19 protein-coding genes are annotated in these 26,550 nt (G+C 60.6%); 7 read left to right on the plus strand and 12 right to left on the minus strand.

The window, feature by feature from the left end; genetic code table 11:
• Positions 1-3 precede the first annotated feature (3 nt).
• The 3 genes from sdhD to P0D84_RS36460 form a co-directional block, all read right to left on the minus strand.
• The gene (gene sdhD, locus P0D84_RS36450) at positions 4-372 is read right to left on the minus strand and encodes a succinate dehydrogenase, hydrophobic membrane anchor protein (RefSeq protein ID WP_054034791.1); all 369 of its coding nucleotides are present in this window, start codon (positions 370-372) and stop codon (positions 4-6) included.
• A gap of 4 nt (positions 373-376) precedes the next feature.
• On the minus strand, positions 377-793 hold the full coding sequence (gene sdhC, locus P0D84_RS36455; protein ID WP_054034790.1) for a succinate dehydrogenase, cytochrome b556 subunit: 417 nt from the start codon (positions 791-793) through the stop codon (positions 377-379).
• Positions 794-950: 157 nt separating this feature from the next.
• Positions 951-1,751, minus strand: a complete 801-nt coding sequence (locus tag P0D84_RS36460; protein ID WP_408345270.1) for a GntR family transcriptional regulator — start codon at positions 1,749-1,751, stop codon at positions 951-953.
• 501 nt (positions 1,752-2,252) lie between these two features.
• On the opposite strand from P0D84_RS36460, the gene P0D84_RS36465 reads away from it, so the two are divergent.
• The 6 genes from P0D84_RS36465 (at position 2,253) to acnA (ending at position 10,759) form a co-directional block, all read left to right on the plus strand.
• On the plus strand, positions 2,253-3,236 hold the full coding sequence (locus tag P0D84_RS36465) for a malate dehydrogenase (protein ID WP_111932633.1): 984 nt from the start codon (positions 2,253-2,255) through the stop codon (positions 3,234-3,236).
• 310 nt (positions 3,237-3,546) lie between these two features.
• Positions 3,547-4,563, plus strand: coding sequence for an HpcH/HpaI aldolase/citrate lyase family protein (locus tag P0D84_RS36470; protein WP_408345274.1), 1,017 nt, complete (start codon positions 3,547-3,549; stop codon positions 4,561-4,563).
• A gap of 160 nt (positions 4,564-4,723) precedes the next feature.
• Positions 4,724-5,911 carry a bifunctional 2-methylcitrate synthase/citrate synthase gene (gene prpC, locus P0D84_RS36475; protein ID WP_408345278.1) on the plus strand — a complete coding sequence of 396 codons (1,188 nt, stop codon included), beginning with the start codon at positions 4,724-4,726 and terminating at the stop codon, positions 5,909-5,911.
• A 103-nt stretch (positions 5,912-6,014) separates the two neighbouring features.
• Positions 6,015-6,524, plus strand: coding sequence for a hypothetical protein (locus P0D84_RS36480; RefSeq protein ID WP_408345281.1), 510 nt, complete (start codon positions 6,015-6,017; stop codon positions 6,522-6,524).
• 25 nt (positions 6,525-6,549) lie between these two features.
• Positions 6,550-8,001 (plus strand): bifunctional 2-methylcitrate dehydratase/aconitate hydratase, encoded by a 1,452-nt coding sequence (locus P0D84_RS36485; protein WP_408345285.1) that lies wholly within the window; start codon positions 6,550-6,552, stop codon positions 7,999-8,001.
• A 40-nt stretch (positions 8,002-8,041) separates the two neighbouring features.
• The gene (gene acnA, locus P0D84_RS36490) at positions 8,042-10,759 is read left to right on the plus strand and encodes an aconitate hydratase AcnA (RefSeq protein ID WP_408345288.1); all 2,718 of its coding nucleotides are present in this window, start codon (positions 8,042-8,044) and stop codon (positions 10,757-10,759) included.
• 113 nt (positions 10,760-10,872) lie between these two features.
• Here acnA and P0D84_RS36495 read toward each other — a convergent pair whose 3' ends face one another.
• The 8 genes from P0D84_RS36495 to P0D84_RS36530 all read right to left on the minus strand — a co-directional run bounded on the left by P0D84_RS36495 (position 10,873) and on the right by P0D84_RS36530 (position 20,845).
• Entirely contained in the window at positions 10,873-12,084 is a 1,212-nt protein-coding gene (locus P0D84_RS36495) for a hypothetical protein (protein ID WP_408345291.1), read from the minus strand.
• On the minus strand, positions 12,081-13,685 hold the full coding sequence (locus P0D84_RS36500) for an ATP-binding protein (protein ID WP_408345294.1): 1,605 nt from the start codon (positions 13,683-13,685) through the stop codon (positions 12,081-12,083). Before P0D84_RS36500 ends, P0D84_RS36495 begins: the two co-directional genes overlap by 4 nt.
• A gap of 139 nt (positions 13,686-13,824) precedes the next feature.
• Positions 13,825-14,460, minus strand: coding sequence for a response regulator (locus P0D84_RS36505; protein ID WP_408345297.1), 636 nt, complete (start codon positions 14,458-14,460; stop codon positions 13,825-13,827).
• Between the two features lie 251 nt (positions 14,461-14,711).
• The gene (locus P0D84_RS36510) at positions 14,712-15,773 is read right to left on the minus strand and encodes an OmpA family protein (protein WP_408345300.1); all 1,062 of its coding nucleotides are present in this window, start codon (positions 15,771-15,773) and stop codon (positions 14,712-14,714) included.
• Positions 15,774-16,098: 325 nt separating this feature from the next.
• Positions 16,099-16,938: an ABC transporter permease gene (locus P0D84_RS36515; RefSeq protein ID WP_408345303.1), complete on the minus strand. Its 840-nt coding sequence runs from the start codon at positions 16,936-16,938 to the stop codon at positions 16,099-16,101.
• A 24-nt stretch (positions 16,939-16,962) separates the two neighbouring features.
• Complete coding sequence (locus P0D84_RS36520; RefSeq protein ID WP_408345306.1) at positions 16,963-18,240, minus strand: ABC transporter permease; 1,278 nt, start codon at positions 18,238-18,240, stop codon at positions 16,963-16,965.
• Positions 18,241-18,518: 278 nt separating this feature from the next.
• Positions 18,519-19,568: an ABC transporter substrate-binding protein gene (locus P0D84_RS36525; protein ID WP_408345309.1), complete on the minus strand. Its 1,050-nt coding sequence runs from the start codon at positions 19,566-19,568 to the stop codon at positions 18,519-18,521.
• Between the two features lie 170 nt (positions 19,569-19,738).
• A complete protein-coding gene (locus tag P0D84_RS36530; protein WP_408345312.1) occupies positions 19,739-20,845 on the minus strand; it encodes an ABC transporter ATP-binding protein in 1,107 nt (368 codons plus the stop codon).
• 128 nt (positions 20,846-20,973) lie between these two features.
• Between P0D84_RS36530 and pdxR the strand changes: the two genes are divergently transcribed.
• Positions 20,974-22,515, plus strand: coding sequence for a MocR-like pyridoxine biosynthesis transcription factor PdxR (gene pdxR / locus P0D84_RS36535; RefSeq protein WP_408345315.1), 1,542 nt, complete (start codon positions 20,974-20,976; stop codon positions 22,513-22,515).
• A gap of 12 nt (positions 22,516-22,527) precedes the next feature.
• Here pdxR and P0D84_RS36540 read toward each other — a convergent pair whose 3' ends face one another.
• Complete coding sequence (locus tag P0D84_RS36540) at positions 22,528-26,352, minus strand: DUF748 domain-containing protein (RefSeq protein WP_408345318.1); 3,825 nt, start codon at positions 26,350-26,352, stop codon at positions 22,528-22,530.
• Positions 26,353-26,550: the final 198 nt, after the last annotated feature.

Genomic DNA, 26,550 nt, shown 5'->3' on the forward strand with positions numbered 1-26,550 from the left:
CTTTTACACTCTCCAGAGAATCTGCGCAGCGTAGCCCGCACATGCGAGCAGCCAGACGATCGTCAGCGCCTGAAGAAACAGGCGCGTGCCAACGGGCTTCACATAGTCCATCCAGATGTCGCGGATACCAACCCACGCGTGATAGAACAGCGAGAGCAACGTGACGAACGTGGCGAGCTTCATCCATTGCGTGGCGAAGATCGACGCCCAGCCGTCATACGAGAAATCGCGCGCGCCGAAGAACCACGCGAGCAGGATCACCGTGTAGACGGCCATGATGCAGGCGGTGATGCGCTGCGCGAGCCAGTCGCGCAGACCGTAATGCGCGCCAACGACGAGACGCTTCGGACCGATTCGGTTATTAGCTGCCATTTTTTTAGAATGCTCCGAAGAGTTTGAGCGCAAATGCAATCGTCAGAAGCGACGAAACGACCAGCACCACGATGGAGGTTTGCTTGCCCTTCTCTTTGGTCGTGAGGCCGTGGCTTGTGTCCATGAACAGGTGACGCACACCTGCGCAGAAGTGGAACAGGAAGGCCCACGCGAGAACGAGCGTGATGAGCTTGACGATGATGTTGGAGAGGAAACCTTTGAAGACTTCGAAACTAAGTTCGGAAGTCAGGCTCTGATCGAAGAGGTACAGCAGGAACGGAAGAAAAACAAAAAGCAGCCCACCGCTTAAGCGATGCAAGATCGACACACGCCCCGCTAGAGGGAGACGATATGCCGTCAAAATCTGCCCGATACCGATGTTCCGGAATTCCGGCCTCGGTTTTTTTACGGCTTCAGCCATGCTAGACCCCTACTATGTAGTCACACTAATCCGCAATTTTAGCGCCTTTTCATATCGCGCTGCAGCGAAAACCACGACAGGTCCGTTACAGCGTGCGCGATAAAGGCGCCTTCAAACAGGCGCGCGTGTGGGACGCGGCGCCTTTTTTCATCCCGATTCAGCTCAGATCGTTCTGATAGTAATACCCGGTTGTGACATACCAACCACGGCGCACCTCAACCGGCCGGTCGCCATATGTATAGGACACGCGCTCGACCGAAAGCAGCGGAAAACCCGCCGGCACATGCAACAGGTCCGCCACTGAAGGCTCGGCCGCGACCGCGCGGATCTTCTCCGTCGCGCGAATCATGCGCGTGCCGAATTCAGTCTCGAACATTGCATAGAGGGGACCTTTATACTCCGACAGCCGCTCGAGCGTGAGCCCGCGAAACACGGCGCCGGGCAACCAGATTTCATCGAGTACGGTGACTTCGCCGTCGAACTGCAGCAAGCGCTTGATCAGCACCACCGGATCGGCGGCCTTGAGATCGAGTTGCCGGGCAATGTCCGCCGACGCACGCAAGCGCCGGCATTCAAGCAGGCGGCTGACGTGCGGGTGTTCCGCGCCGTCATCGGCCAATAATCTGAGGAAGCGAAACTGGGCGCGGTCTTCATTGTGCGTTGCAACGAAAGTGCCCTTGCCCTGGCGGCGCACCAGCAGGTTGTCGGCGGCTAGCTCGTCGATCGCTTTGCGCACGGTTCCCTGACTGACCTTGTATCTGGCCGCCAATTCGACTTCACTAGGAATGATCTCGCCAGGTTTCCATTCTCCGCTTTCGAGGCTCTGCGTAATCAAGCCCTTGATCTGCTGATACAAGGGGCTGAAAGTGGGCGACGTAGTGGGCGTGGCAGCGGATACACCCTCGCCCGCGGCCCCATGGCCGTTCGGATTCGCGGGGTTTGCCTGGTTCGAACTCATCCGCGCATTTCATCATAAAGGGCCGTGCCGCGTCTAGGGTTTTCCCCGCAATAGATGTGTCTTATATAAGACATAAGATAATGTTGACTTTGTGTCTGACGACTCCTACACTCCTTGTCGAGCAAGGGTTTGCGGGTTTTTCGGCGGCTGTTTTGTACGATGCAATACAGCGCCGCAATGCACCGGCAGCTACTCTGCACCATGCTGTTCCCACGCAGTCCAGGTTTCGATCCGCCGCCTTCGTTGGTCAGACGCTTGCCGAAACGCGCTGTTGCAGGAGCCCGCACTGTGCAGCGGCTACCCGGCGCAACATGCCCCGCCTCCGCTCAGCAGTACAGGTTTCCGGCATGGCGGTCTTGCCGCAGCGCGCCGCACAGCCTCGGCACATTCCGGGGCCGTACGCGAACAGTGAATTCCGCCGTGTTTCACAACGCTTCGCTGAACGCGCATATAGAATGGCGTTTTCCCTAGCGTCTAACGCATCGTCCTGGAGATTTCTCAATGGCTAAGCCCGCAAAGCGCGTTGCCGTCACCGGCGCCGCAGGTCAAATCGCTTACTCCCTACTGTTCCGCATCGCCAATGGCGATCTGCTGGGTAAGGATCAGCCGGTTGTCCTGCAACTGCTCGACCTGCCGCAAGCGCAAGGCGCCGTCAAAGGCGTCGTGATGGAACTGGATGATTGCGCATTCCCGCTGCTGTCGGGTGTCGTGATCACTGACGACCCGAAGGTTGCATTCAAAGATGCAGACGTTGCCCTGCTGGTCGGCGCACGTCCGCGTTCGAAAGGCATGGAGCGTAAGGACCTGCTGTCGGCAAACGCCGAAATCTTCACGGTTCAGGGCAAGGCGCTGAACGAAGTCGCCAGCCGCGACGTGAAGGTGCTGGTGGTCGGCAACCCGGCCAACACGAATGCTTACATCGCGATGAAGTCGGCGCCGGATCTGCCGAAGAAGAACTTCACCGCCATGCTGCGCCTGGACCACAACCGCGCGCTGTCGCAACTGGCGGCCAAATCGGGCAAGCCGGTCGCTTCGATCGAAAAGCTGGCTGTGTGGGGCAACCACTCGCCGACCATGTACCCGGATTTCCGCGTTGCAACGGCTGAAGGTCAAGACCTGACCAAGCTGATCAACGACGAAGAATGGAACCGCAACACGTTCATCCCGACCGTCGGCAAGCGTGGCGCCGCGATCATCGAAGCGCGCGGCCTGTCGTCGGCGGCGTCGGCTGCAAACGCTGCAATCGACCACGTGCGCGACTGGGTGCTCGGCACGAACGGCAAGTGGGTCACCATGGGTATCCCGTCGGACGGTTCGTATGGCATTCCGGAAGACATCATCTACGGTGTGCCGGTTACATGCGAAAACGGCGAGTACAAGCGCGTTGAAGGTCTGGAAATCGACGCGTTCTCGCGCGAAAAGATGGACGGCACGCTGAACGAGCTGCTGGAAGAGCGCGAAGGCGTTCAACATCTGCTCGGCTAAGCGCCTGATGCAGACGAACCGGAACTCGTGAGAAAACGCCGGGCCGCCCCAAGTTTTCTCACCCCCTCGGGGGGGCCTGGCGCGAAGCGACAGGTCCGGGGGGCAATCCCCCGACTTTATCGCGGCGGGTTCCGGTTTTTTACGTGCGAATGCAGGTACGGCGCTGCAATCTGCGGCTGGTTTCGCAGACCACCGTGCCAGTATTCGCATCTGATTCGAACGCGTTTTGTGCAGCTGCCTAACAGTGGCCATACAGAGCGCATCCGCATCAGATTTTCTCTAAACACAACCCACGCTCCTGACGCCGAAGATGCGCGCCCTCACACCCGCCGAAGTGCTGTTTGACGGCGAAGTGCCGCCCGCTGTGCTGCCTGCCTGCGATCACTACGCCGGCAGCGAGAAGCTGATGCTGAAATCGTTGGCATTGCAGCAGCAACTCGGCCCGGTGTTCGACATCACGCTCGATTGTGAAGACGGTGCGCAGGTCGGCCGGGAAGCCGAACACGCGGAACTGGTCGCGTCGCTGCTGGGCAGCGAGCATGACCATTTCGGCCGCGTCGGCGTGCGGATCCACGACTTCGATCATCCGCACTGGCGCGACGACGTCCGCCTCATTCTGCGTGCCGCAAAACGAGCGCCCGCTTACATCACCCTGCCGAAGATCCGCAACGTGCCCGACGCCGCCGAAATGGTCGCGTTCATTGAAGCGACGCGGAGCGAACTCGGCATTGCGCAGCCGGTGCCGGTGCAATTGCTCGTCGAAACCCATGGCGCGTTGACGCGTGTGTTCGATCTGGCCGCGCTGCCGGGCGTCGAAGCGCTGAGCTTCGGGCTGATGGACTTCGTCTCCGCGCACGACGGCGCGATTCCCGATACCGCGATGCGCTCGCCCGGCCAGTTCGATCATCCGCTGGTTCGGCGTGCCAAGCTCGAGATCTCGGCAGCCTGCCATGCACACGGCAAAGTGCCGTCGCATAACGTCAGCACGGAAGTACGGGACATGAGCGTAGTCGCGAACGACGCTACTCGCGCCCGCAACGAGTTCGGCTACACGCGCATGTGGAGCATCCATCCGGCGCAAATCGAGGCGATCGTCGCCGCGTTTGTCCCGCGTGACGAGGAAATCGTCACCGCTACCGAAATTCTGCTGGCTGCCCAGGCCGCGCAATGGGGACCGACGCGCTATCACGACACGCTGCACGACCGGGCGAGCTATCGCTACTACTGGTCCGTACTGCGTCGCGCGCAATCCACTGGCCGCACCGTCCCGCAAGACGCCGCGCCACTCTTCACGAAAGTGGGCGCTAACGGGCAAACCGCATCATGACCATGACGGCCAACGCTACAGCCGGCGCGGCAGCGCTGAACAGCGCCCACGCGCGCCGCCATGCAAGTGAATCACGGCATCGTCTGGCTTTGTGGAAAACAGGCGTCGAACACGCGGCTCAACCAGAAGCAACGAGCAGGCACAGAGGAGATTGCGGGAGATGAGCGAGACTACGCAAACCGCCGGCGCACAAGGCGAGAACGAACCCCAAAGCGGCTTCAAGCCGAAGAAATCCGTGGCGCTGTCCGGCGTGACGGCTGGCAACACCGCTTTATGCACAGTCGGCAAGACCGGCAACGATCTGCATTACCGTGGCTACGACATTCTCGATATCGCGACCTCATGCGAATTCGAGGAAATCGCGTATCTGCTGGTCCACGAAAAGCTGCCGACGCAGGCCGAACTGACCGCCTACAAGACCAGGCTTAAAGCGCTGCGTGGCCTGCCCGCGAATGTGAAAGCCGCGCTGGAATGGATTCCTGCTGCCGCGCATCCGATGGATGTGATGCGCACCGGCGTATCCGTACTGGGCACCGTGTTGCCGGAGAAAGACGACCACAACCTGCCCGGCGCACGCGACATCGCCGACAAGCTGATGGCTTCACTCGGTTCGATGCTGCTGTACTGGTACCACTACTCGCACAACGGCAAGCGCATCGAGGTCGAAACCGACGACGATTCGATCGGCGGCCACTTCCTGCATCTGCTGCATGGCGTGGAGCCGTCGAAGTCGTGGGTCGACGCGATGCATGTGTCGCTGAACCTGTACGCCGAGCATGAATTCAACGCGTCGACGTTCGCCGGCCGCGTGATCGCGGGCACGGGTTCGGATATCTATTCAGCGATTACCGGCGCAATCGGCGCACTGCGAGGCCCGAAACACGGCGGCGCGAACGAAGTCGCGTTCGAAATCCAGTCGCGCTATCAGACGCCGGATGAGGCCGAAGCCGATATCCGCAAGCGCGTCGAAAACAAGGAAGTGGTGATCGGTTTCGGTCACCCGGTCTATACGATCTCCGATCCGCGCAACAAGGTCATCAAGGAAGTTGCGAAGAAGCTCTCGAAGGAAGCGGGCAACCTGAAGCTGTTCAACATCGCCGAGCGACTTGAAACAGTGATGGCAGATGTGAAAAAAATGTTTCCCAATCTCGACTGGTTCAGCGCGGTGTCGTATCACATGATGGGCGTGCCGACGGCGATGTTCACGCCGCTCTTTGTGATCGCCCGCACGGCAGGCTGGAGCGCGCACATCATCGAGCAACGCATCGACAACAAGATCATTCGTCCGAGCGCGAATTACACCGGACCTGAGAATTTGAAGTACGTGCCGCTAAATAGGAGAAAATAGCGGTCGCTGTGCGCTTTCGAGGCGCGTGCAGTTCAACCTCGCGGCCGTCCGGACCGGCCAGCCGCGCACTGTTCAACTGAAACTAGATAGAAAGGTTTTCTCCATGAAAAAGCTGATGATCGCCGCCGTGATTGGCGCCCTGTCCACGACGATGCTGACCGTCGTGACTGACGCCGCCGCACAACCGGCGACCACCACCGCCACGAAGCCGGCTGCCAAGGCTGTGGCGAAGCGCCCGCAGCCGAAACGCCTGATCAAGCGCAAAGCCAATCCGGCCAAGGAAGCGAAGGTCGATCCGGTACCGGACGGCTCGGTCAAGTGGTCGTGCAACGAAGGTCTGGCATTCGACCTGAAGGGCGACATGAAGCGTGACCAGATCGTCACGGTTCACTGGGCAAACAAAAACTACAATCTGCCGCGCGAAGCGACCACCACGGGCGCAGACCGCTTCCACGACGCCGCATCGGGTATGGACCTGGTCGTGATTCCGACGAAGGCGATGTTGTTCTCGGATAAGGACAGCTCGCGTCTGGCTGACGAGTGCAAGACGGCAGCGATGGAGCAAGGCGCACCGGCTCCGACGCAATCGAACGCAATCAACAAGAGCAACTAATACGTTACATCAGGAAAACTCCCCGATGTCCGCTCCGATTTCCAACGTGCGACCCGACCCGGATAAAGTCCTGGTCGATATCGTCGATTACGTGCTGGATTTCCCGATCGACAGCACGCTCGCGCTGGATACGGCGCGTAACTGCCTGATCGATACGCTCGGCTGCGGACTCGAGGCGCTCACCTACCCAGCCTGCACCAAGCTGATGGGACCGATCGTGCCGGGCACGGTCGTCCCCAACGGTGCAAAGGTGCCCGGCACGTCGTTCCAGCTTGACCCGGTTCAGGCCGCCTTCAACATCGGCGCCATGATCCGCTGGCTGGACTTCAACGACACCTGGCTTGCCGCTGAGTGGGGCCATCCGTCGGATAACCTCGGCGGGATTCTGGCGACGGCCGACTGGCTCTCGCGCAGTGCCATCGCAGCGGGCAAAAAGCCGCTGACGATGAAAGACGTGTTGATCGGCATGATCAAGGCGCACGAAATTCAAGGCTGTATTGCGCTCGAGAACTCGTTCAACAAGGTCGGGCTCGATCATGTGTTGCTGGTCAAGCTGGCTTCCACCGCGGTGGTCGGCCAGATGATCGGTTTGACGCGCGATGAATTGATCAACGCGGTATCGCAGGCGTTTGTCGATGGACATGCGCTGCGTACCTATCGTCACGCGCCGAATACCGGCTCGCGCAAATCATGGGCCGCAGGCGACGCGACCTCGCGCGCCGTACGTCTCGCGTTGATCGCGAAGACCGGCGAGATGGGCTATCCGTCGGTGCTGACGGCCAGGACGTGGGGCTTTTACGACGTCGCGTTCAAGGGCAACGAGTTCAAGTTCCAGCGTCCGTACGGCTCGTATGTGATGGAAAACGTGCTGTTCAAGATCTCGTTTCCGGCTGAATTTCACGCCCAAACGGCGGTGGAAGCGGCGATGACTTTACACGCGCAGCTCGCCGCTAACGGCAAGCGCGTGGAAGACATCAAAAAGATCACGATCCGCACGCACGAAGCCGCGATCCGCATCATCGACAAGAAAGGCCCCCTGAACAATCCGGCCGACCGCGATCACTGCATCCAGTACATGATCGCCGTGCCGCTGATCCACGGCCGCCTGACGGCCGCGGATTATGAAGATTCGATCGCGCAGGATGCGCGACTCGATGTGCTGCGCGCCAAGATGGAATGTGTCGAAGACACGCAGTTCACGAAGGATTACCACGATCCGGAGAAGCGTTCGATCGCCAATGCACTGACGATCGAATTCAACGACGGATCGACATTCGACGAAGTCGTAGTCGAATACCCGATCGGTCATAAGCGTCGTCGCGAAGACGGAATTCCGTTGTTGGTCGAGAAGTTCAAGACCAACCTCGCGCGCCGCTTTCCGGTCAAGCAACAACTGGCGATTCTCGACGTGTCGCTGGATCAGGCAAGGCTCGAAGCCATGCCGGTCAATGAATACGTCGATTTGTACGTCATCTAGTTAAGTACAGTAGTTCCGCGATCAAACCAAGGAAAACACCATGGCCCACAACCTCCACAAAACGCTCAAGGAATTCGACAGCGGTTCCGGCAAAGGCAAGTTCTACTCCCTGCCGCAACTCGGCAAGGCACTGAACATCAAGATCGACCGCCTGCCGGTTTCGATCCGTATCGTGCTGGAATCGGTGCTGCGTAACTACGACGGCAAGAAAATCGCCGAAGAACACATCACGCAACTCGCGAACTGGAAGCCGACTGCAGCACGCGTCGACGAAATCCCGTTCGTGGTGTCGCGCGTCGTTCTGCAAGACTTTACCGGCGTGCCGCTGCTCGCCGATATCGCTGCGATGCGCGGTGTCGCGCAACGCGTCGGCAAGAACCCGAAGTCGATCGAACCGCTGGTCCCGGTTGATCTGGTGGTCGATCACTCGGTGCAGATCGATCACTTCCGCGAAAAGAACGCGCTCGACCTGAACATGAAACTGGAATTCCAGCGCAACAACGAGCGCTACCAGTTCATGAAGTGGGGCATGCAGGCATTCGACACGTTCAAGGTCGTGCCGCCGGGCGTCGGTATCGTTCACCAGGTGAACCTGGAATACCTCGCACGCGGCGTGCACAAGAAGGCCGAAGGCGCGGACACCGTGTACTACCCGGATTCGCTGGTCGGCACCGACAGCCACACCACGATGATCAACGGCATCGGCGTGGTGGGCTGGGGCGTGGGCGGCATCGAAGCTGAAGCCGGCATGCTCGGCCAGCCGGTGTACTTCCTGACGCCGGACGTGGTTGGCGTTGAACTGAAGGGCAAGCTGCGCGAAGGCCTGACGGCGACCGACCTGGTCCTGACCGTGACCGAACTGCTGCGCAAGGAAAAGGTTGTCGGCAAGTTCGTCGAGTTCTTCGGCGAAGGCACGAAGTCGCTGTCGCTGCCGGACCGCGCAACGATCGGCAACATGGCGCCGGAATACGGCGCCACCATGGGCTTCTTCCCGGTCGACGAAAAAACCATCGACTACTTCAAGGGCACGGGCCGCACCGACGCGGAAATCTCCGCCTTCGAAAGCTACTTCAAGGCGCAAGGCCTGTTCGGTATTCCGAAGGCTGGCCAGATCGACTACACCAAGGTCGTCACGCTGGATCTGGGCACGGTGACGCCGTCGCTGGCAGGTCCGAAGCGCCCGCAAGACCGTATCGAAATCGGTCACGTGAAGTCGACCTTCAGCGATCTGTTCTCGAAGCCGGTCGCAGAAAACGGCTTTGCAAAGAAGGCCGAAGATCTCGAAGCGCAATACACGACGAGCAACGGCGTCGACGTGAAGAACGGCGACATCCTGATCGCCGCGATCACGTCGTGCACGAATACGTCGAACCCGAGCGTGCTGCTGGCGGCTGGTCTGCTAGCGAAGAAGGCGGTCGAAGCCGGTCTGACGGTTGCTCCGCACATCAAGACCTCGCTGGCGCCGGGATCGCGCATCGTCACGGAATACCTGACGAAGACCGACTTGATGAAGTACCTCGACAAGCTCGGTTTCACGCTGGCCGCTTACGGTTGCACGACCTGTATTGGTAACGCGGGCGACCTGACGCCGGAACTGAACGAAGCGATCACGAAGAACGATATCGTCGCGGCGGCTGTTTTGTCGGGCAACCGTAACTTCGAAGCGCGTATTCACCCGAACATCCGCGCGAACTTCCTGGCCTCGCCGCCGCTGGTCGTCGCTTACGCGATCGCCGGCAACATCACGCGCGACCTGATGACCGAACCGGTCGGCAAGGGCAAGGGCGGCAAGGACATCTACCTGGGCGACATTTGGCCGACCAGCGAAGAAGTCAACGAACTGCTCAAGTTCGCGCTGGATGCAGACGCGTTCCGCAAGAACTACTCAGCGCTGACCAAGAAGGGCGACCTGTGGAGCAAGATCGAAGGCGAAGAAGGTCAAGTCTACGACTGGCCGAAATCGACCTACATCGCCGAGCCGCCGTTCTTCGGCAAGGACTTCTCGATGACGCCGGCGGACAGCATCCCGGCCGTCAAGAATGCGCGCGCACTGGGCATCTTCGGTGACTCGGTCACGACCGACCACATCAGCCCGGCTGGCTCGATCAAGGAAGATTCGCCGGCAGGCAAGTGGCTGAAGGCAAACGGCGTGCAGAAGGCCGACTTCAACAGCTACGGCTCGCGCCGCGGCAACCACGACGTGATGATGCGCGGCACGTTCGCCAACGTCCGGATCAAGAACCTGATGATCCCGGCGAAGGCAGACGGCACGCGCGTTGAAGGCGGCCTGACGATTCATCAGCCGAGCGGCGAGCAGGAGTCGATCTATGACGCAGCGATGAAGTACATCGACGCGGGTACGCCGACTGTCGTGTTTGCCGGTGAAGAGTACGGCACGGGCTCGTCGCGTGACTGGGCTGCGAAGGGTACGCAACTGCTGGGCGTGAAGGCTGTGGTCGCGCGTAGCTTCGAGCGGATTCACCGTTCGAACCTGGTCGGCATGGGCGTGCTGCCGCTGCAGTTCAAGGGCTCGGACAGCGTGCAATCGCTCGGTATTACCGGCGAAGAGACGTACGACATCGAAGGCCTGGGCAACGACTTCAAGCCGCAACAGGAAGTGACGCTGGTGATTCGCGGTAAGGACGGTAAGGAGAAACGCGTGCAGGTTCTGCTGCGTATCGATACGCCGATCGAAGTCGACTACTACAAGCACGGCGGGATTCTGCCGTTCGTGCTGCGTTCGCTGCTGGCTGCTTAAGGTATTCGCTTAGGCATGTAGTAACTGCGAGCTGTTTTGCAGGGGCTGCGTCCTGTGGAGGACGCAGCCGATTTTGGAAGCCCGGCTTTTGGCCGGGCTTTTTTTCTGGCTTTTTACTTCTGACCGCGGCCTGCCTGGAAGGCGTCCGGGTTGTCGGTGATCCGGCGTTGGGTCATGCGGGCGTTCCAGTCGGTGTCTCCTGGTGCCGACACCGTTGCACGCGTCGTGACGTGCGCGCGCTGCTGGGCGGCCCAGTTGAGTAACGCAACCTGGTCGATCGCGTCGGTTTCAGCCGACGGATGTGCGGTCCATTCGGGTTGCTTCGACACGGAAGGCCTCGTGGCTGGACGAACGGTGCGGCTCGCCGCGAGCCGCTCGTCGACTTGCGCCTCGGTCATGCGTGCGACTGCGAGTTTCCGGTCTGCCTTCGCCGGACGGCTCATCATGGCTTCGCGGGTAGACGCTTGCGTGGCCAGTTGTGGCGCGGCGTGCTGCGATAGCTGCGTGCGCGGGTTTCCAGGGGCGGCCTTGAGAGTCGTGTTGACATTCTTCGCCTGGCTCACCGACGCCACTGTGGGCACTGCATAGCCTGGCTCGGATGGCGACGGCGCGACAACTGCTGCCGTATGGCTTGCCGCCGAACGCGCAGGCGCGACCTCTGCCGCTGCGTAACTCGTCGCATGACTTGCAGGCGCCGTCACTGCCGCGACAGAGCTCGGTGCGGATGCGGCCGCGCTCGCGACCGAAGGCACACCCTGCACGACCGTCTGCGCGTCCTCAACCGCCAACTGCGCCAGCTTGCCAGGCTCTTGCGAATTATCGATGGCTGCAGCTGTCACCGTCGGCACAACCGGCTGCGTCACAGCCAGCGTTGTCGGTTTCTCCGCGTCTCGCGTCGTGCACGTTGCCAGCAACCAGGCCAGCGCAATGCTGCAACCCAGGAAGATCGTCGCCCCGATTATGTAATCCGAGCGCGACGAACGCGGACGGATCTTGCCCATCTCAAGGTAGCGCTTCGCTTCAGCCATCTCCGCATCGAAACGATGGGTATCCGAGCGTTGTGGGGGCGCCTTGTAGAACAGAATGTGCTTCACGCCCGGAGGAAACGGGCTTTGGCGCGCCGGCCGTTCCTTGCGTTGCACCGCATCGTGGATCGCCTGTTGCGCTTCAGTTTGTGCCGCGGGTTGGGGTTCGCGTTGCGCCGCATTTTGTGCTGCGGCCCGCGGCGCACGTCGTCGCGAGCCGAAAGGCGGCGGCAAGCCATCAAATGGCCGCGGCTTCGGGAACGCCAGATCGCCTTCGATCAAGGCCAGCGGTCGGTTCATCGTATGGTGCTCCGGTGGGACTCGACCGCTGTGTCGAGTTGCGCGACCAAGGTCTTGGCGCGCTCCATGAGCGCGCCAATTGCACTCGCCTCGTGTTCCAGCGGGGTCGTGCTGGCGCGCCGCAACGCTTCCATCAGACTACGCGCACCGACCAGACCTACGGCGCCGCTCAATCTGTGCAGCACGCTACTCAACCCTTCGCTGTCGCGCTCGTGGCTCAAGCCGCTCAGGCGCTTGAGATCGTCGTCCATCGAATGGCGCCAGCCGCCCAAAAATGTGCGGAGATCGATGCCCTCTTCAGACAGCGCGTCGAGATAGCGGCGCTCGAAGGGTTCAGATGGGGCACTCGTGGCTGCATCCTGCAACTGCGCGGCAAGGGCGAACAAGGGCGCCTGCGCGTGACGAGCCGGTTCTGTGGACGGCCCCCATTGATCAACGGTGAACGGCGCACTGAAGCTCGCGCGAGTGCCGGAATCTGAACTGCTTGCGATGAAAAGCTCGCCTTGCATACGCTGGACGAGAATCTGGCAGAGCGGCAAGCAAGCATCAGCGTCGCCAAGTCGTTCCCCCGCGGACGCTTCATCAGCGCTCAGCCCGAAAAGTTGCAGTTGTGCGGCATGCGCGGCTTTTTCACCGGCATCCGTCACGCTGATAACAATCCGCTGTGAGCCGGAATTCGACGGTTCCGCCCGCACGACGAGCGCAATCTCTCCACGCGAGCTAGCCTGGATCGTGCGGTTTAGCAGATGGAAGAAGATCTGCCCGAGCCGGGCACTGTCGGCGAGAATCCGCTCAGCGACCGTTTGATCGATGCTCGAACTCAGGCGCAAGCCTCGCTGAGCCGCATACGGAGTCAACAGTGCAATGACGCCGTCGACGAGTTCGCGCAGATTCGTCGCGCTTTCGTCGAGAACGAAGTCACGCGATTCTAGTGGCGAACCATCCAGCAAGTCGTGAAGTGTTTGACCCCATGTGTGCACCGCGGATCGGATCACCGGCATCTGCGCGCGTTGAGCCGACGGTGTGGCCGCCGTTTCGAGCGATTCAAGCAGACCCGTCACGGCGATCAATGGTGCTTCCGCATAGACACGCATCGCACCGAGCAACCAAAGCCGTTCCTGCTTCGCGGCGGCGCTCGCCTCAGCGGATGCTGCGACGCGTACGGCCTGCTCGCGCGCTTCGGCTGCAGCGCAGCGGCGCGTCCATTCATTCTCAGCGTGGTGCAGTTTTTCAGCAACGCGTCTCAGCGCGGCGCGAGACAGGCATGCCCCGGCCAACGCAACGACCGCCGGCGCCGCGAGCGCCAACAGCCACGTTTGCCGCTCGATGGCGGCATCACGTGCGCCTGTCGCCGGTTGGCCGAACGCGTTGCGGTTATCGCCGGAAGCAAGCGCAAGAGACGCGCTAGCAGCGGTCTCCTCGCGCGAATGAAGATCGCTGGCCGACTGCCGGAGTTGTCCCACTGCGTCGCGCGCGGCGAGCACTGCGGCCGGACGTGAATCGTCAACGCGCAATGCGTGCGGTGTACTGTCGACTAACGGCGCCGCGTTGGCGCGTATCGAGAGCAGGCACAGCAATGCAAACGCAAAGAAGCAGCCCAATACCGTCGCAAAACGGATCGAAGTCAGCCCGGCGTTGTGAGAGAGACTGTGAGAAAAATTGTAAGAGGAGCGCGGCGCACGACGACGCGCGCCCGCTGAAGAACCAAGCAGGCTCATTTTGTTCGTAGCCCGCAGCATTTCAGTCGATCAGCCTGTGCAGCGTAGCAAACTCAATCAGTGCTGCCAATGACGACAGCCCAAGCTTTTCCTGGATGCGGCTCTTGTATGTGCTCACTGTCTTGTCGCTCATGAACAGCGCGTCGCCAATCGCCTTGTTCGACATGCCTTTCGTGAGCATCTGCAAAATCACAAGTTCCTTATCGGACAACAGCGTGAGCCTGTCTTCTTCATTTGCCCCGTCGGCGGACGGCGCGATGCCGGCTCCGCTGGCTGTCACGGGAAACACTGTATAGCCGGCCAATACAGCCTCGACACCGCGCATGATCTCTTTCATCTCCTGCGACTTGGCGACAAAACCGTGCACACCAGAGCGCATCGCCCGCTGCGCGAAGGTAGCCGGATCTTGCCCCGACAGCACCAGCACGCGCATCGACGGGTGGGCGAGCTTGAGACGCGGAATGACATCAAGCCCGCTGATGCGCGGAATGTCGAGATCGAGGATCGCAAGTTTGGGTGTGTGTTGCCGGGCCATTTCGACAGCGGTTTGTCCGTTGTCGGCCTCGATTACTTCTTCAACGCCAAGTAGTTGTATGAGCTGCATCTTGATGACCAGCCGAAATGCGGGATGATCGTCGATAACCAGAATGGTAGACATTTATAGTATTCCTCATGAAATCGACCCTTGCCACGCTCACGCTCACCATCGGTAAGCCATAAAAGCCGCATCTAACGAGAAGAATGCGTGCAACGTCCCCGCCTCTCGGCGCAAGACTGCAAGGGATTAGGGATTAGGGATTAGGATCTCGTAGCAAAGCCGTGATACAACGCGGGCTAGCCGAAATATCGACCGGCCGCACGAAGTCGGCATTCGTTCGCGCCGACCGTCATTCTTGATACGCCGGCAAACTAGGAAGCCCCGAGCACGAATTCGATCTCGACGCGGCGATTTGGCGCAAGACATCGCACCAGTTCGTCGCGTTTCGTTTGTTGACAAGTCACCAGTTGATTGGCACTGCCCTGGCCCTGTGCGGTTACCGGCAAGGTCACACCGTGATTGCTCAGATACTGCCGGACCGTCTGTGCACGCTGCAACGAAAGACTCTTATTGTAAGTATCGCTGCCAAGGCGATCGGCGTAGCCGGTGACCTTCAACTCACGTATCGCGGGAACCTTCTTAAGACCCATCACCACGGCGTCGAGATGTTGCTTGCCAGCCGGCAGAATCGCCGCTTCGTCGCCGCCGTTGAAACGGAACAGCGAGTCGGCTCGCAGCGTTATCTTTCGCGGCTCCTGAGCCGCAGGTGTCGGTGCCACCGCGTGCTTCGCTTGCGAACATTGCAGCGCCGTTTCCGCTGATTTCCGCAGGTTGTCCTGAACTTCCGGTAAGCGCTTTTCAGCTCTGGAGAAACTCCGCGTCCATGCGTCATGTCCAGCTTGCGTCAGTTCGACTTCGGCACACGCAAGAGGCCGTTGCGCTTCAGGGCATTGGGCGAGGGCAGGATCGGACTTGATAGTGTTGACGATCTTCCATAGATCAGGGCGCACAGTCGACACGGTGCGCAAGGCGGGGTTAGCTGCGGATAACGGCGAGCCATTTTCAAGGCTCATCGTAATCATCGCGGCTTGGCCAATTGCTTCCTCGACGAAGCCCCAGTGATCGCTGGCCTGCGACGCCTGTTGGCCAGCGTCTAACCAGCATTGCGCCTTCGCGTGGAAATAGCTGTTTTTATCGCCCGGGACTTGATCGAGACGTTGTTGCAACGATGTCAGCGCGGTGCGGCTGCTGACGATCGGCGCGTAGGTGTCGATCCATTGCCCGTTGGCCGCCCCTGCGGCCTCGTCCTGCGCGGCGCCGACGCCGGTTTTCAGCACGGTGGCATCTTCGATGCCGAGCCGCTCACGCGCGGCATGGTCCGCGCAACCTGACAAGGCCAGCGCACACGCGAGGATCGTTAACTGGAGTTTCATTGGATTTCTGCGTCGAACGCATCTTCTTTAAGATGGTTCTGAGTATGAAGAGACGCGGATGCAGGGGGAATGGGAAGATTCTTAGAATGACGTCAGAAAGCTGAGACTTTGGGGAAGATCACGTCAAACGCAGGAAACGGCCCGTATCGGAGAAGGTCGGGACGTTTGCGTAAGCCCGCGATGTCTCCGCAACGCAAGGTCCCGCGCCAAAGATCAGTGCTGTGCTGCACCTGTCGCGCGCATAGGCATTACGTGCGCGACGGATAATCCAGTCAGCCTCGCACTCTCTTGCTACATAACGGCTGTCGTTGATACGGTCTGCCACTTACACCTTCACCGCCCGCGCCGCGTTCCTTCCCCGCAGCCACTCCAGTGCCAGCAGCAGGCAAGTCGAAAACACAATCAAAATTGTCGCCAGCGCCGCAATCGTCGGGCTGATGTTCTCGCGAATGCCAGTGAACATTTGCCGCGGCAGCGTCGTCTGATCCGCGCCTGCGAGAAACAGCGTCACCACGACCTCATCGAACGATGTCGCGAACGCGAACAATGCCCCCGAGATGACCCCCGGCGCAATCACCGGCAACGTGATGCGGAAAAACGTCTTCACCGGATTTGCGCCGAGCGACAAGCTGGCACGCACCAGGTTGTAATTGAAGCCTTGCAACGTCGCGGCCACGGTCGTCACGACAAACGGCACACCAAGCGACGCATGCGCCAGAATCAACCCGATATAAGTATTCGCCAGCCCCAGCGGCGCAAAGAACAGATACATGCCAACGCCGACCACCACCACGGGCACGATCATCGGAGAAATCAGGATCGCCATCAGCAGCGCCTTGCCGCGGAAGTTCGCTTTGGTCAGTCCGATTGCAGCAAGCGTGCCGAGAACAGTTGCGACCACCGTCGCCGACGGCGCCACGATAAAGCTGTTCTTCGCCGCCATGCGCCACTCATCAGACGCGATCAGATTCTGATACCAGCGCAGCGACCAGCCCGGAATCGGATACACCAGAAACGTGCTCGACGAAAACGACAGCGGCACAATCGCCAGCACCGGCAAGATCAGATATAGCAGCGTCAGCACGGCAAGCGCGCGCAGTGCGAAGTACCACACGCGTTCAACCAACGACGTATGCGGTGCGAACAAGGGCTTGGCAAGTTTCATCGCGAGTAGGCTCCGTTCAGCCAATCAGCCGAGGCTCAAGGACGAACGCGTAAAACGCCCGTAGATGACGTACAGCACGAGCGTCGCGGCAAGCAGTAAGCCGCCGAGCGCGCACGCCATGCCCCAGTTGATCGTCACGTTGGTGAAGTACGCGACGTAGTAGCTAACCATCTGGTCGCCTGGGCCACCGAGCAATGCCGGCGTGATGTAGTAGCCGATCGCCAGAATGAACACGAGCAGTGCCCCTGCGCCGATCCCCGGATAAGTCTGCGGCACATACACGCGCCAGAACGCCGCGAACGGATGGCTGCCCAGCGAAATCGCGGCGCGCTGATAGGTCGGCGGGATCGACTTCATCACGCTATACAGCGGCAGGATCATGAACGGCAACAGAATGTGCGTCATCGAGATGTAGACACCGGTGCGGTTGAACAGCAGCGACAGCGGGTCATGCAACAGCCCGCTCGCAATCAACGCCTTGTTCACCAGCCCCTCGCTTTGCAGAATCACAATCCACGCGGCGACGCGCACGAGGATCGACGTCCAGAACGGAATCAGCACGAGAATCATCACCAGATTCGCGCGACGATCGGACAGCGTCGAGATCCAGTACGCGAGCGGATAACCGAGCAGCAGCGTGAAAAACGTCACGACCGCGCCGATTACAAACGTGCGGCTAAACACGGCGAGATAGATCTGTTGGTCTGGATCGGTCGGAATGATGTGGCCGAACGCGTCCTGTTTGTGGTCCAACGAAGCCAGCAGATAGAACGGTGAATACACACCTGAATTCTTGGCAATCGCCTGCCAGTAGGTGATGTTGTTCCAGCGCTCGTCGAGTTCGACGAACTTCGCGTGAACCTCGGCGGGCGCGAGATCCAATGGCTTGCTGTTGTCGTCGACGAACGGCATCGCGCGAGCCGACTTCGCGACCAGAGAACGGTAGCCGGGAATTTCGACGTTCAAGCGGCGTGCCAGCGCACCCATGCCATCACTATCCGCGACTGCGGCGAGGTCCACCGCCAATGCGGCATACGCCGCGTCAGGAGGCAGCGTCTTGCGATCCCAATCGCGTAGTGCATGCAGCGTATGCGGCAAGGCATTAACAACTTCCGGATTCTGCGCAGCGCGCGTCAACAACGCACCGATTGGCACGACGAAAATCAGTAGCAGAAAAATGGCGAGCGGTGCGATCAGTAGGAGCGCCATCGCGCGTTTTTTCGCTTCCGCGGCCTTCAGTTCTCGCTTGAGCCGAACACTCGACTCGGGCGTCGAATCAGCGGCGATCGTCATCGTAGTCACACCCGTCTCCATTGTCGACAGGAGTTAGCGCTTTAGCGCTTACTCCTGTCCCACGCACTAGCGAGTCGACCAGAGTTAGCGCTTTAGCGCTTACTCTGGTCCCACGCACTCGCGAGTCGACAGGAGTTAGCGCTTTAGCACTCACCCCCGTCCCACGCACCAACTGTCAATCCCATGCATCCAGCCGCGCGCACATCGTTCAGATAGGCGCGCGTCGTCTTGCATCGATACGACACGACTTCACTAACAAGAAACCGCGCCGCCTCACCCAAGCCTGCTTACTTCGAAGCCCACGACGAAAACCGTTGCTCCAACTCATCGCCATGGTCGGTCCAGAACGCGAGATTCTGCAACACAGCATTCTTGCCATTAGCCGGCGAGTTCGGCAGATTCGCAAGCGTCTTCGGATCGAGCGCCTTGATCGCCGCCACATTCACCGGACCGTACGCGATGTTATGCGCGTAGTCCTGTTGCGGCTTCGACGAAAGCGAATACGCGATGTACTTCTCAGCCAGCGCCTTGTTCGGCGAGCCCTTCGGAATCGCCCAATAGTCAAGGTCGTAGATGCTGCCGTTCCACACCACCTTGAGGTTCTTACCCTCCTTCTGCGCGGCGTCGATACGGCCGTTGTACGCGGTCGACATCACCACATCACCCGCGACGAGAAATTGCGGCGGCTGTGCGCCCGCTTCCCACCATTGAATATTCGGCTTCAGTTCGTCGAGCTTCTTGAACGCCCGGTCCTGGCCTTCCTTGGTGGCGAGCACCTTGTAGACGTCCTTCGGCGGCACGCCGTCGGCCATCAGCGCGAATTCCAGGTTATACCGCGCGCCCTTGCGCATCGCACGCTTGCCGGGGAATTTCTTTACGTCCCAGAAGTCGGCCCAGCCCGTCGGGGCGGTTTTCAGCTTGTCGGCGTTATACGCAAGTGCCGTCGACCACACGAAGAAACCTACGCCGCAAGCTTGCGGCGCTTCCGGAATCAGATCCGACTTCTTGGCGATCTTCGACCAGTCCAGCTTCTCGTACAACCCTTCATCACAACCTCGGCCGATGTCGCCCGATTCGACTTCCACCACGTCCCAGTTCACATGCTTCGCTTCGACCATCGCCTTCACTTTGGCCTGCTCGCCGTTATATTCGACGGCGGTCACCTTGTTGCTGGTTTGCGCTTCGAATGGCTGGTTGAATGCGACCTTTTGCGCGTCGCCGTTCGCGCCGCCGAAGTTGACGACCGTCAGTTCGGCTGCATTGACCTGCGCGGCGCCCAGCGCGAGCGCCACAGCACCGACAGCGATGGCGCAGCGCGATTTCCCGATCTTGCTCATGGTGTGTTGCTCTCCTTTTTGGTGGTGTGCTTTCAACCTCAGCGAACTACGGTACGGCTTGTTATGTGCTGCTGACTCGACCCGCCTGAATTTGACCAACTACGTTGGAGCCACTGCGCCGAACGATCTGCATCGAACGAACTCCGTCGATCGCTTCGCGCCAAACGCCTTCACGCGCCTGCAAAAACCCGCAGATGCTCGGGTGCGAACTCCAGTGCAACCGGCGCACCAGGCGCGAAGGTTTCGAGTGCATCGGTGCCGAGCGGCACCTTGACGAAGCACTCGTCCTGTTCCGGCAGGCCACAGCGCATACGCACGTGGTCGCCAAAATAGATCAGCCCGCGCGCTTCGCCGCTTAGGGCGTTGGCGCCCGGTCGTGACGCACCGTTCCCCAGGCTAGCGAGCTTCATGCGCTCAGGCCGGATGCAAGCAACCGCCGGCGTGCCCGCCCGCGCGCCACCGATATTGCGTCCCGTGAGGCGGGTGCCGTCAATCAGATGAAACTCGCAGTACTCGCCATCGACGTTCGCAATCGTGCCGCGCAGCTTGTTGCTGTCGCCGATGAAGTTCGCGACGAACTCGTTGCACGGCGATTCGTACAGACGGTCGACGGTATCGAGCTGCTGCACGATGCCTTTATCGAACACGGCGACGCGGTCCGACATGGTCAGCGCCTCGCCCTGATCGTGCGTCACATAGACGAACGTCACGCCGAGCTTCTCGTGTAATGATTTAAGTTCGTACTGCATATGCTCGCGCAACTGCTTGTCGAGTGCGCCGAGCGGCTCGTCCATCAGGACGAGCTTCGGTTCGAACACGAGCGCCCGCGCCAGCGCAATACGTTGCTGCTGACCGCCGGAAAGCTGCGCCGGATAGCGTTTCGCGAAGCTCTCCATACGCACCATCTTCAGCGCGTTATTCGTGCGATGGGCGCGCTCATTCGCGGAAAGTTTGCGCACCGTGAGGGGATACGCGACGTTCTGCTCGACCGTCAAATGCGGAAACAAAGCGTAGTTCTGAAACACCATGCCGATGTTGCGCTTATGCGGCGGCACGGTGTTGAGCAGCGTGCCGTCCAGCCAGATCTCGCCGCCGGTGGGAAATTCAAAGCCCGCCAGCATCATCAGACATGTGGTTTTCCCTGATCCCGAAGGTCCGAGCAGCGTCAGGAATTCGCCCTGATAGATATCCAGATCGAGTTGTTTGACGACCAGCGTTTCGCCGTCGTATGTCTTGCGCACACCTCGAAAGCTGACGATCACGTCATCGGTTTTCATGCCTTCGTCTCCTCTGCGGTTCGGCTGCTCCCCCTGCAAAACAGAGGGATAGCGTCAATTGCGTGGCTCACTATAGTCCCTTACGGTTCTACACTATGGAACCATTTCATTATTCCGGATAGAACCACTTGGACACCGTGATTTTGTCGGATTGGCTCGCCGCGCGGCTTGACCGCACGGCCGCCGAACCGGTCTACAGACAGACCCTAAGGCTGATGCAACAGGCCATCCTGACCGGCCAGTTGCCGCCCGGCACCAAGCTGCCGAGTTCGCGCACGCTCGCCGAAGACCTCGGCATCGCGCGCAACACGGTGCTGCACGTCTACGATCAGTTGACCGCCGAAGGCTATGTGATCTCAACCACCGGCAGCGGCACCTATGTCGCCGACACGCGGCCGGACACGGCGGCGGTGAATGCGCGCAAGAAGCCGGCGGTGGTGAGCGTGGACGAGCGCGAGGAAGCGGCGCAGAAGCCGCCCAAACGCGATCTCGGCGACCTCTCCACGCGCGGACGAAGGCTGATCGATCAGGCTGGCGTCTCCGCCAAACAGTGGGGGGCGTTCATGCCGGGCGTGCCCGACGTCGCCGAGTTTCCGGCGCGCACATGGAGCCGCTTGCAGGCAAGGTTGTGGAAGGAAGCCAATCCCGATCTGCTGACTTATGCGCCTGGCGGCGGCTATCGCCCACTGCGGCGCGCATTGTCCGATTATCTGCGCGTCGCGCGCTCGGTGAATTGCACGCCCGATCAGATCATCATCACGACGGGCATTCATCAGTCGATCGATCTGGCGGTGCGTTTATTGACCGACGTCGGCGATCGCGCATGGGTGGAAGAGCCGTGCTATTGGGGTGCGCGCAGCGTGCTGCAATCGTCGGGGATCACGTTGGTGCCCGTGCCTGTGGACGACGAGGGCCTCAACCCGCGCGAACAGGATCTGCAGCAGCCACCGCGATTAGCGCTCGTCACGCCCTCGCATCAATATCCGCTCGGCATGGTGATGAGTCTCGCGCGCCGCCGCACGCTGCTCGAGTACGCGCGCCAGCACAACGTCTGGATCATCGAGGACGACTACGACAGCGAGTTCCGCTACGGCAGCCGTCCGCTGGCATCGTTGCAAGGACTCGATGATGCCGGTCAGGTGATCTATGTTGGCAGCTTGGGGAAGATGCTGTTTCCTGGCTTGCGGATCGGCTACATGATCGCGCCGGCGCATCTGGTGGATACATTCCGCACGGGCGTGGCCGAGCTGTATCGCGAGGGACAATTGATGCAGCAGGCGGTGATGACCGACTTCATCATGGACGGCCATCTCACGTCGCACGTTCGCCGTATGCGCGCGCTATATGGTGAACGCAGACAGATTCTGATCGACGCGATCACCGCGCGTTTCGGCAACGAACTCCCGGTGATGGGCGACGAAGCCGGCCTGCATCTGGTGCTCGGCCTGCCGGACCATGCGAATGATCGCGCGGTAACCGCTGCGGCTTACGACGCTGGAGTGATCGTGCGGCCGCTCGCCGCCTACTACAGCAGCGAGACGCCCGCGCGGCGCGGCCTATTGCTGGGATACGCCTGCGTGGCGAACGAGAAGATCGGTCCGGCGTTCGACACGCTCGCGCGGGTGATCGAGCAGACGGCGTTGAAGAAAAAGCCTACGCGTGCCGCCTGAGCGCACAACGCCTCACTTCAAGCCGAAGTCCACCCGCGACGTCGCGCCCTTGTCTTTGATTCCATCCGCATTCAGCTTCGGCGCGACGATAAACACGCGGCTGCTGTCGATCTTGCCGTCAAAATACTGCTGCACCGCCTGCGCCCGTTGCTGCGCGAGCTTACGCAAGCTGGCGTCGTCGATCGGTGCATTGGCGGCGAGCGCGCTCTTCATCTCGTCGTCCGGCAGGCTCTTGGTCAAGCCGACAAAATTGTGCGGCTTCTTGAAGTCAGCCGCCTTGTAGGCCTTGGTCAGGTACTTGTCGTATTCCTTCGGATCAACCGTCACCGTCGACAGATCGACACTCTCGCCGTTGCCCACCACGTCTTTGATCTTCTGCTGCTTGACCTGGCGTTCAACGTACTGCGTTCGTAAACCGGGTTCGTCGACAGCCGGATCGACACGGCCGATCAGGTCGATACGGATCGACGCTTTGTCAGCCAGCGCCTTCACGATGGTGTCGAGCTTCTTGTCGGCGGCATCCGAGAGTGTCGCTGAACCCGGCTCGAACTCGACGTAACCCAATTCCTCGCCATTGCCGCCGAATGCATTGGCGATCAGCGAGAACGGCGCGGTCACGGCCTTCTGCAGCAGATTGAGCACGGCATGCCAGATCAAGCCGCCAATGCTGAACTCCGGATTCGACAACGATCCCGACACCGGCAGATTCACGTCGATCTCGCCGCGCGAATTTTTCAGGAGCGAGATCGCGAGCCGCACCGGCAGCTTGGTCGCCGTGTCGTTCTCGACGTGATCGCCGAACGTGAGCTGGTCGATGAAAATATGATTGTTCGCGTTCAACTGATCGTTATCGAGCTGGTAGTGCAGATCGACATTCAGCTTGCCCTTGGTAATCGGATACCCGGCGTATTTCGCCGAATACGGCGTGAGATTGGTGAGCTCGATATCATGCGCGCTGGCAGTCAAATCGAGCGCCGGTTTCGCGATCAGCGGATTGACCGTACCGCGAATCGACAGCGGACCATTGGCGGCCAGCTTCGCAGCGATGTCGACAGGCGCGGACGTGGTCGATTGCGTGCCGAACGCCCCGACTGTGCCTTGAATGCCGACCAGGTTCGCCGTGAAGTTCGGCCTGATGAAGTTGTCGGTGTAGGTCACGCGGCCCTGTTGCAGCACCAGTTGGCCGAAGTGCAGTTTGACGGGGCTTTGCGGCGGCGTAGCGGCGGTCACCGTGGCCGGCGTCGCAGAGGACGCAGGAACCGGCGCGGACGCCACCACGGGCGCAGAAGCAGCCTCTGGCGTCAACGGTACCGGATCGTGGCCGCTCTTGTCGCGTGTCAGCGATTGCGCGGCGCCGCTTTCATGCGCGACCACGTCCTTCAGATTCAGCTTGCCTTGCGCGTCGAGCAGCACACGTCCATAGAACCTGGTGAACGTAACGCGGCCCGCGTCGACCGTCGTGCCGTGTTCGTCGTAGTCGGCCTTCAGGTTGGTCAGCGCGAGCGAACCCCAACCCGCGAATGGATCAGACGTCGCCTTGTCGAGCATCCGTACGTCGACGAGTGCCACGTCGCCGCGGTACGTCGCCTTGAGTGCTTTCGCCTGACTCAGCGCAAGATCGCCGTTCGCATTGAGCAATGCGCTCGCGATCAGTGCATTCAGCTTGCCGCCGAAGTACGGTTCGAAGGCCGCCGCATCCAGACGGTTCGCGTTCACCTTGACGGCCACCTTGAGCGGCGTCGCCGTGACATCGCCTTTTACGCCGAGCGTGCCTTTCTGGTTGAGCGTTGCTTGCAGATCGATCGGCAGCGGCTTACTGAGATCGTCGCTGATCTGCTGCACTTTCAGTTGCAGCGGCGTCACGCTCAGCTTCACCGGCCGCGGCGTGGTGTTGTCGGTGAAGTTGGCACTCGCGTCTTTCAGGTTGAGTTCGCCGATCTTGTAGTGCCACGCGGGCCCTTCGGCTTGCGCCTTCTTCACCGCATGGATCGCCGTGCGCTGCTGCTCGGCCTGATGCGGACCAGCGAGCGCGGCGAGGTCGATACTGCCGTCTTTCAGACGCTGCGCGTTAACCACGAACCCGGTCGTGTCGACGCCGGTGATATCGGCCGTGCGTCCTGCTACGTCCACCTGCTTGACTGTCACCGTGCCTTGCGCGAGCGAGACGACTGGCTCCCTGCTGCCGCGTGCCGCGAGTTTGAGCGACTGTAGATCGAGTTGCGTGTCGGTGACCATCACAGCGGCTGGGGACTTCGACCAGTTCGCGCCAACGTTCGCGTTGGCGGACAACGCGCCGTCCACCACCTGCGCGGCAGTTGCCGTGTCGAGATACGGTTGCAGCAGCGGCAACTTCAATGACTTCAGATCGAGCTTCGCACTGGCCGTCTTCGCGACGAGGCCGAACGCACCCGCCGCGCCGAGCGAACCGCCCGCATCCTTGAAGTCTGTGTTCAGCGTGTAGTGCGCAGGCGTAGTGGCGAGCGTCGAGAAATCGGTCAGCGTGACGGCCAGTTTTTGCAGGCCAAGGTCGACCGGCCGCGAGGCGGCTTCATCGTGAACGTTCACGGTGCCGTCGTTGAGCGCGAAACGCTTGATCGACAGATCCAGAGGCTGTGCGGTCTTATCCGTGGCGGCTGCACCGGATGCCACGACTGGTGCGCTGGCGGCGTTGCTGGCGGCGTTCTTAGCCGTCGTGGCCGCAGAAGCGGCCGCCGCGGATGCCGGAGCGGAAGCAGACGCCGATGCTGACGTGGAAGCCCCCGCAGCAGGCGCAGGCGCGAACATCTTCTCGACACTCAACACGCCCTCTTTATCACGCGCAAGATTGGCGCTTGGCGCGTCGATGCGAATATCGTCGAAGTGATACAGGCTCTTCAACGGCTCGAGCGTCGCGGCCGCCACATGCACCGCGCGCGCCGCGAAGAACGGCGCCTTGCCTTGGTCGCGCACGTCCACATCGTTCAAATCGACCGTGCCCGCCACGCGCAACGAAGGTGCGTCATTGGAGACCACGAAGTTGAGCTTGAGATCGGTGGACAGTTTGCCGCTCTGCACGATCACAGGCAGCTTGGTCGGCACATAGGACATCAGACGCGGCACGTCGAGCCCGTCGAAACGCAGCGACACTTCCGACTCGCGCGACGCTGCAAACGGTTTGGTCTTGCCGTCGATAGCGAGCGGACTACCGTCAATGCGCGCACGCAAAAGCGGCTCGACGAAGATGTCGGTTTTCGAAGGCAGCGTGGCGATGAATGGAACACCGAGCTTCCATTGATCGATCACATGGGTCGCGCCGAGCAGCTTGTCGTCGAACGTGATCTGGCCATTTTCAAGGCGAATGTTCGACACCGAAAAGAGCGTCGGCTTGCTATCGGGCTTGGCCGGCTGCTTCGAAAACTTCTCGATCAGATCGGTGAAATTGAAGCGCTGCGCGTCATAGCGCACGATATGAAAACGCGGCGAATCGAGTTGCACTTCGTCGATGATCGGCGCGGCGCGAAACAGCGAACTCCACGACGGTTTCACGATGAGCCGCGAAATATCGACGAAATCGCCCGCGCCGCCGCGCTCGCCGATATGCACGCGATCGGCTTCGAATCTAAGTGTGTACGGATTCAGCGCAATGCGCCCTATCGTGGCGGGCCGCTCGAGTTGCTTGCTGAGTTGCTGCTCGGCGATGTGGCGAATCAACGGCGGCGCCGCAAAAAAGCCCAGCAGACCGAACAATACGAGAAAGATCAGCAGACCGGTGATGACACGCCGGGTAAGGCGTGACTGCGCGACGTCGCGCACGGTCTGCATGGAAGAGGCGAATGATGCTTTATTGAGGCTTGCCATGCTCGGTCTTGGGTAATGCGGCGGCAAGCCCGCCGCGAAACGAAAATCCCGCAAGCGGCAGTATAAGTGGTGAATCTTACGCGGCGTACAAATGTAAGCTGGGGCTTACACATTGTTGCGCGTTACAGCGCCGCATGTCCGCCGGCACGAAGCGGCGGACACGGAGCTGAGTTATGCGTTACTCATGCATTGCTGTCA

Source organism: Paraburkholderia sp. RL17-337-BIB-A (genome assembly GCF_046025895.1).
Taxonomy (GTDB): domain Bacteria; phylum Pseudomonadota; class Gammaproteobacteria; order Burkholderiales; family Burkholderiaceae; genus Paraburkholderia; species Paraburkholderia fungorum_C.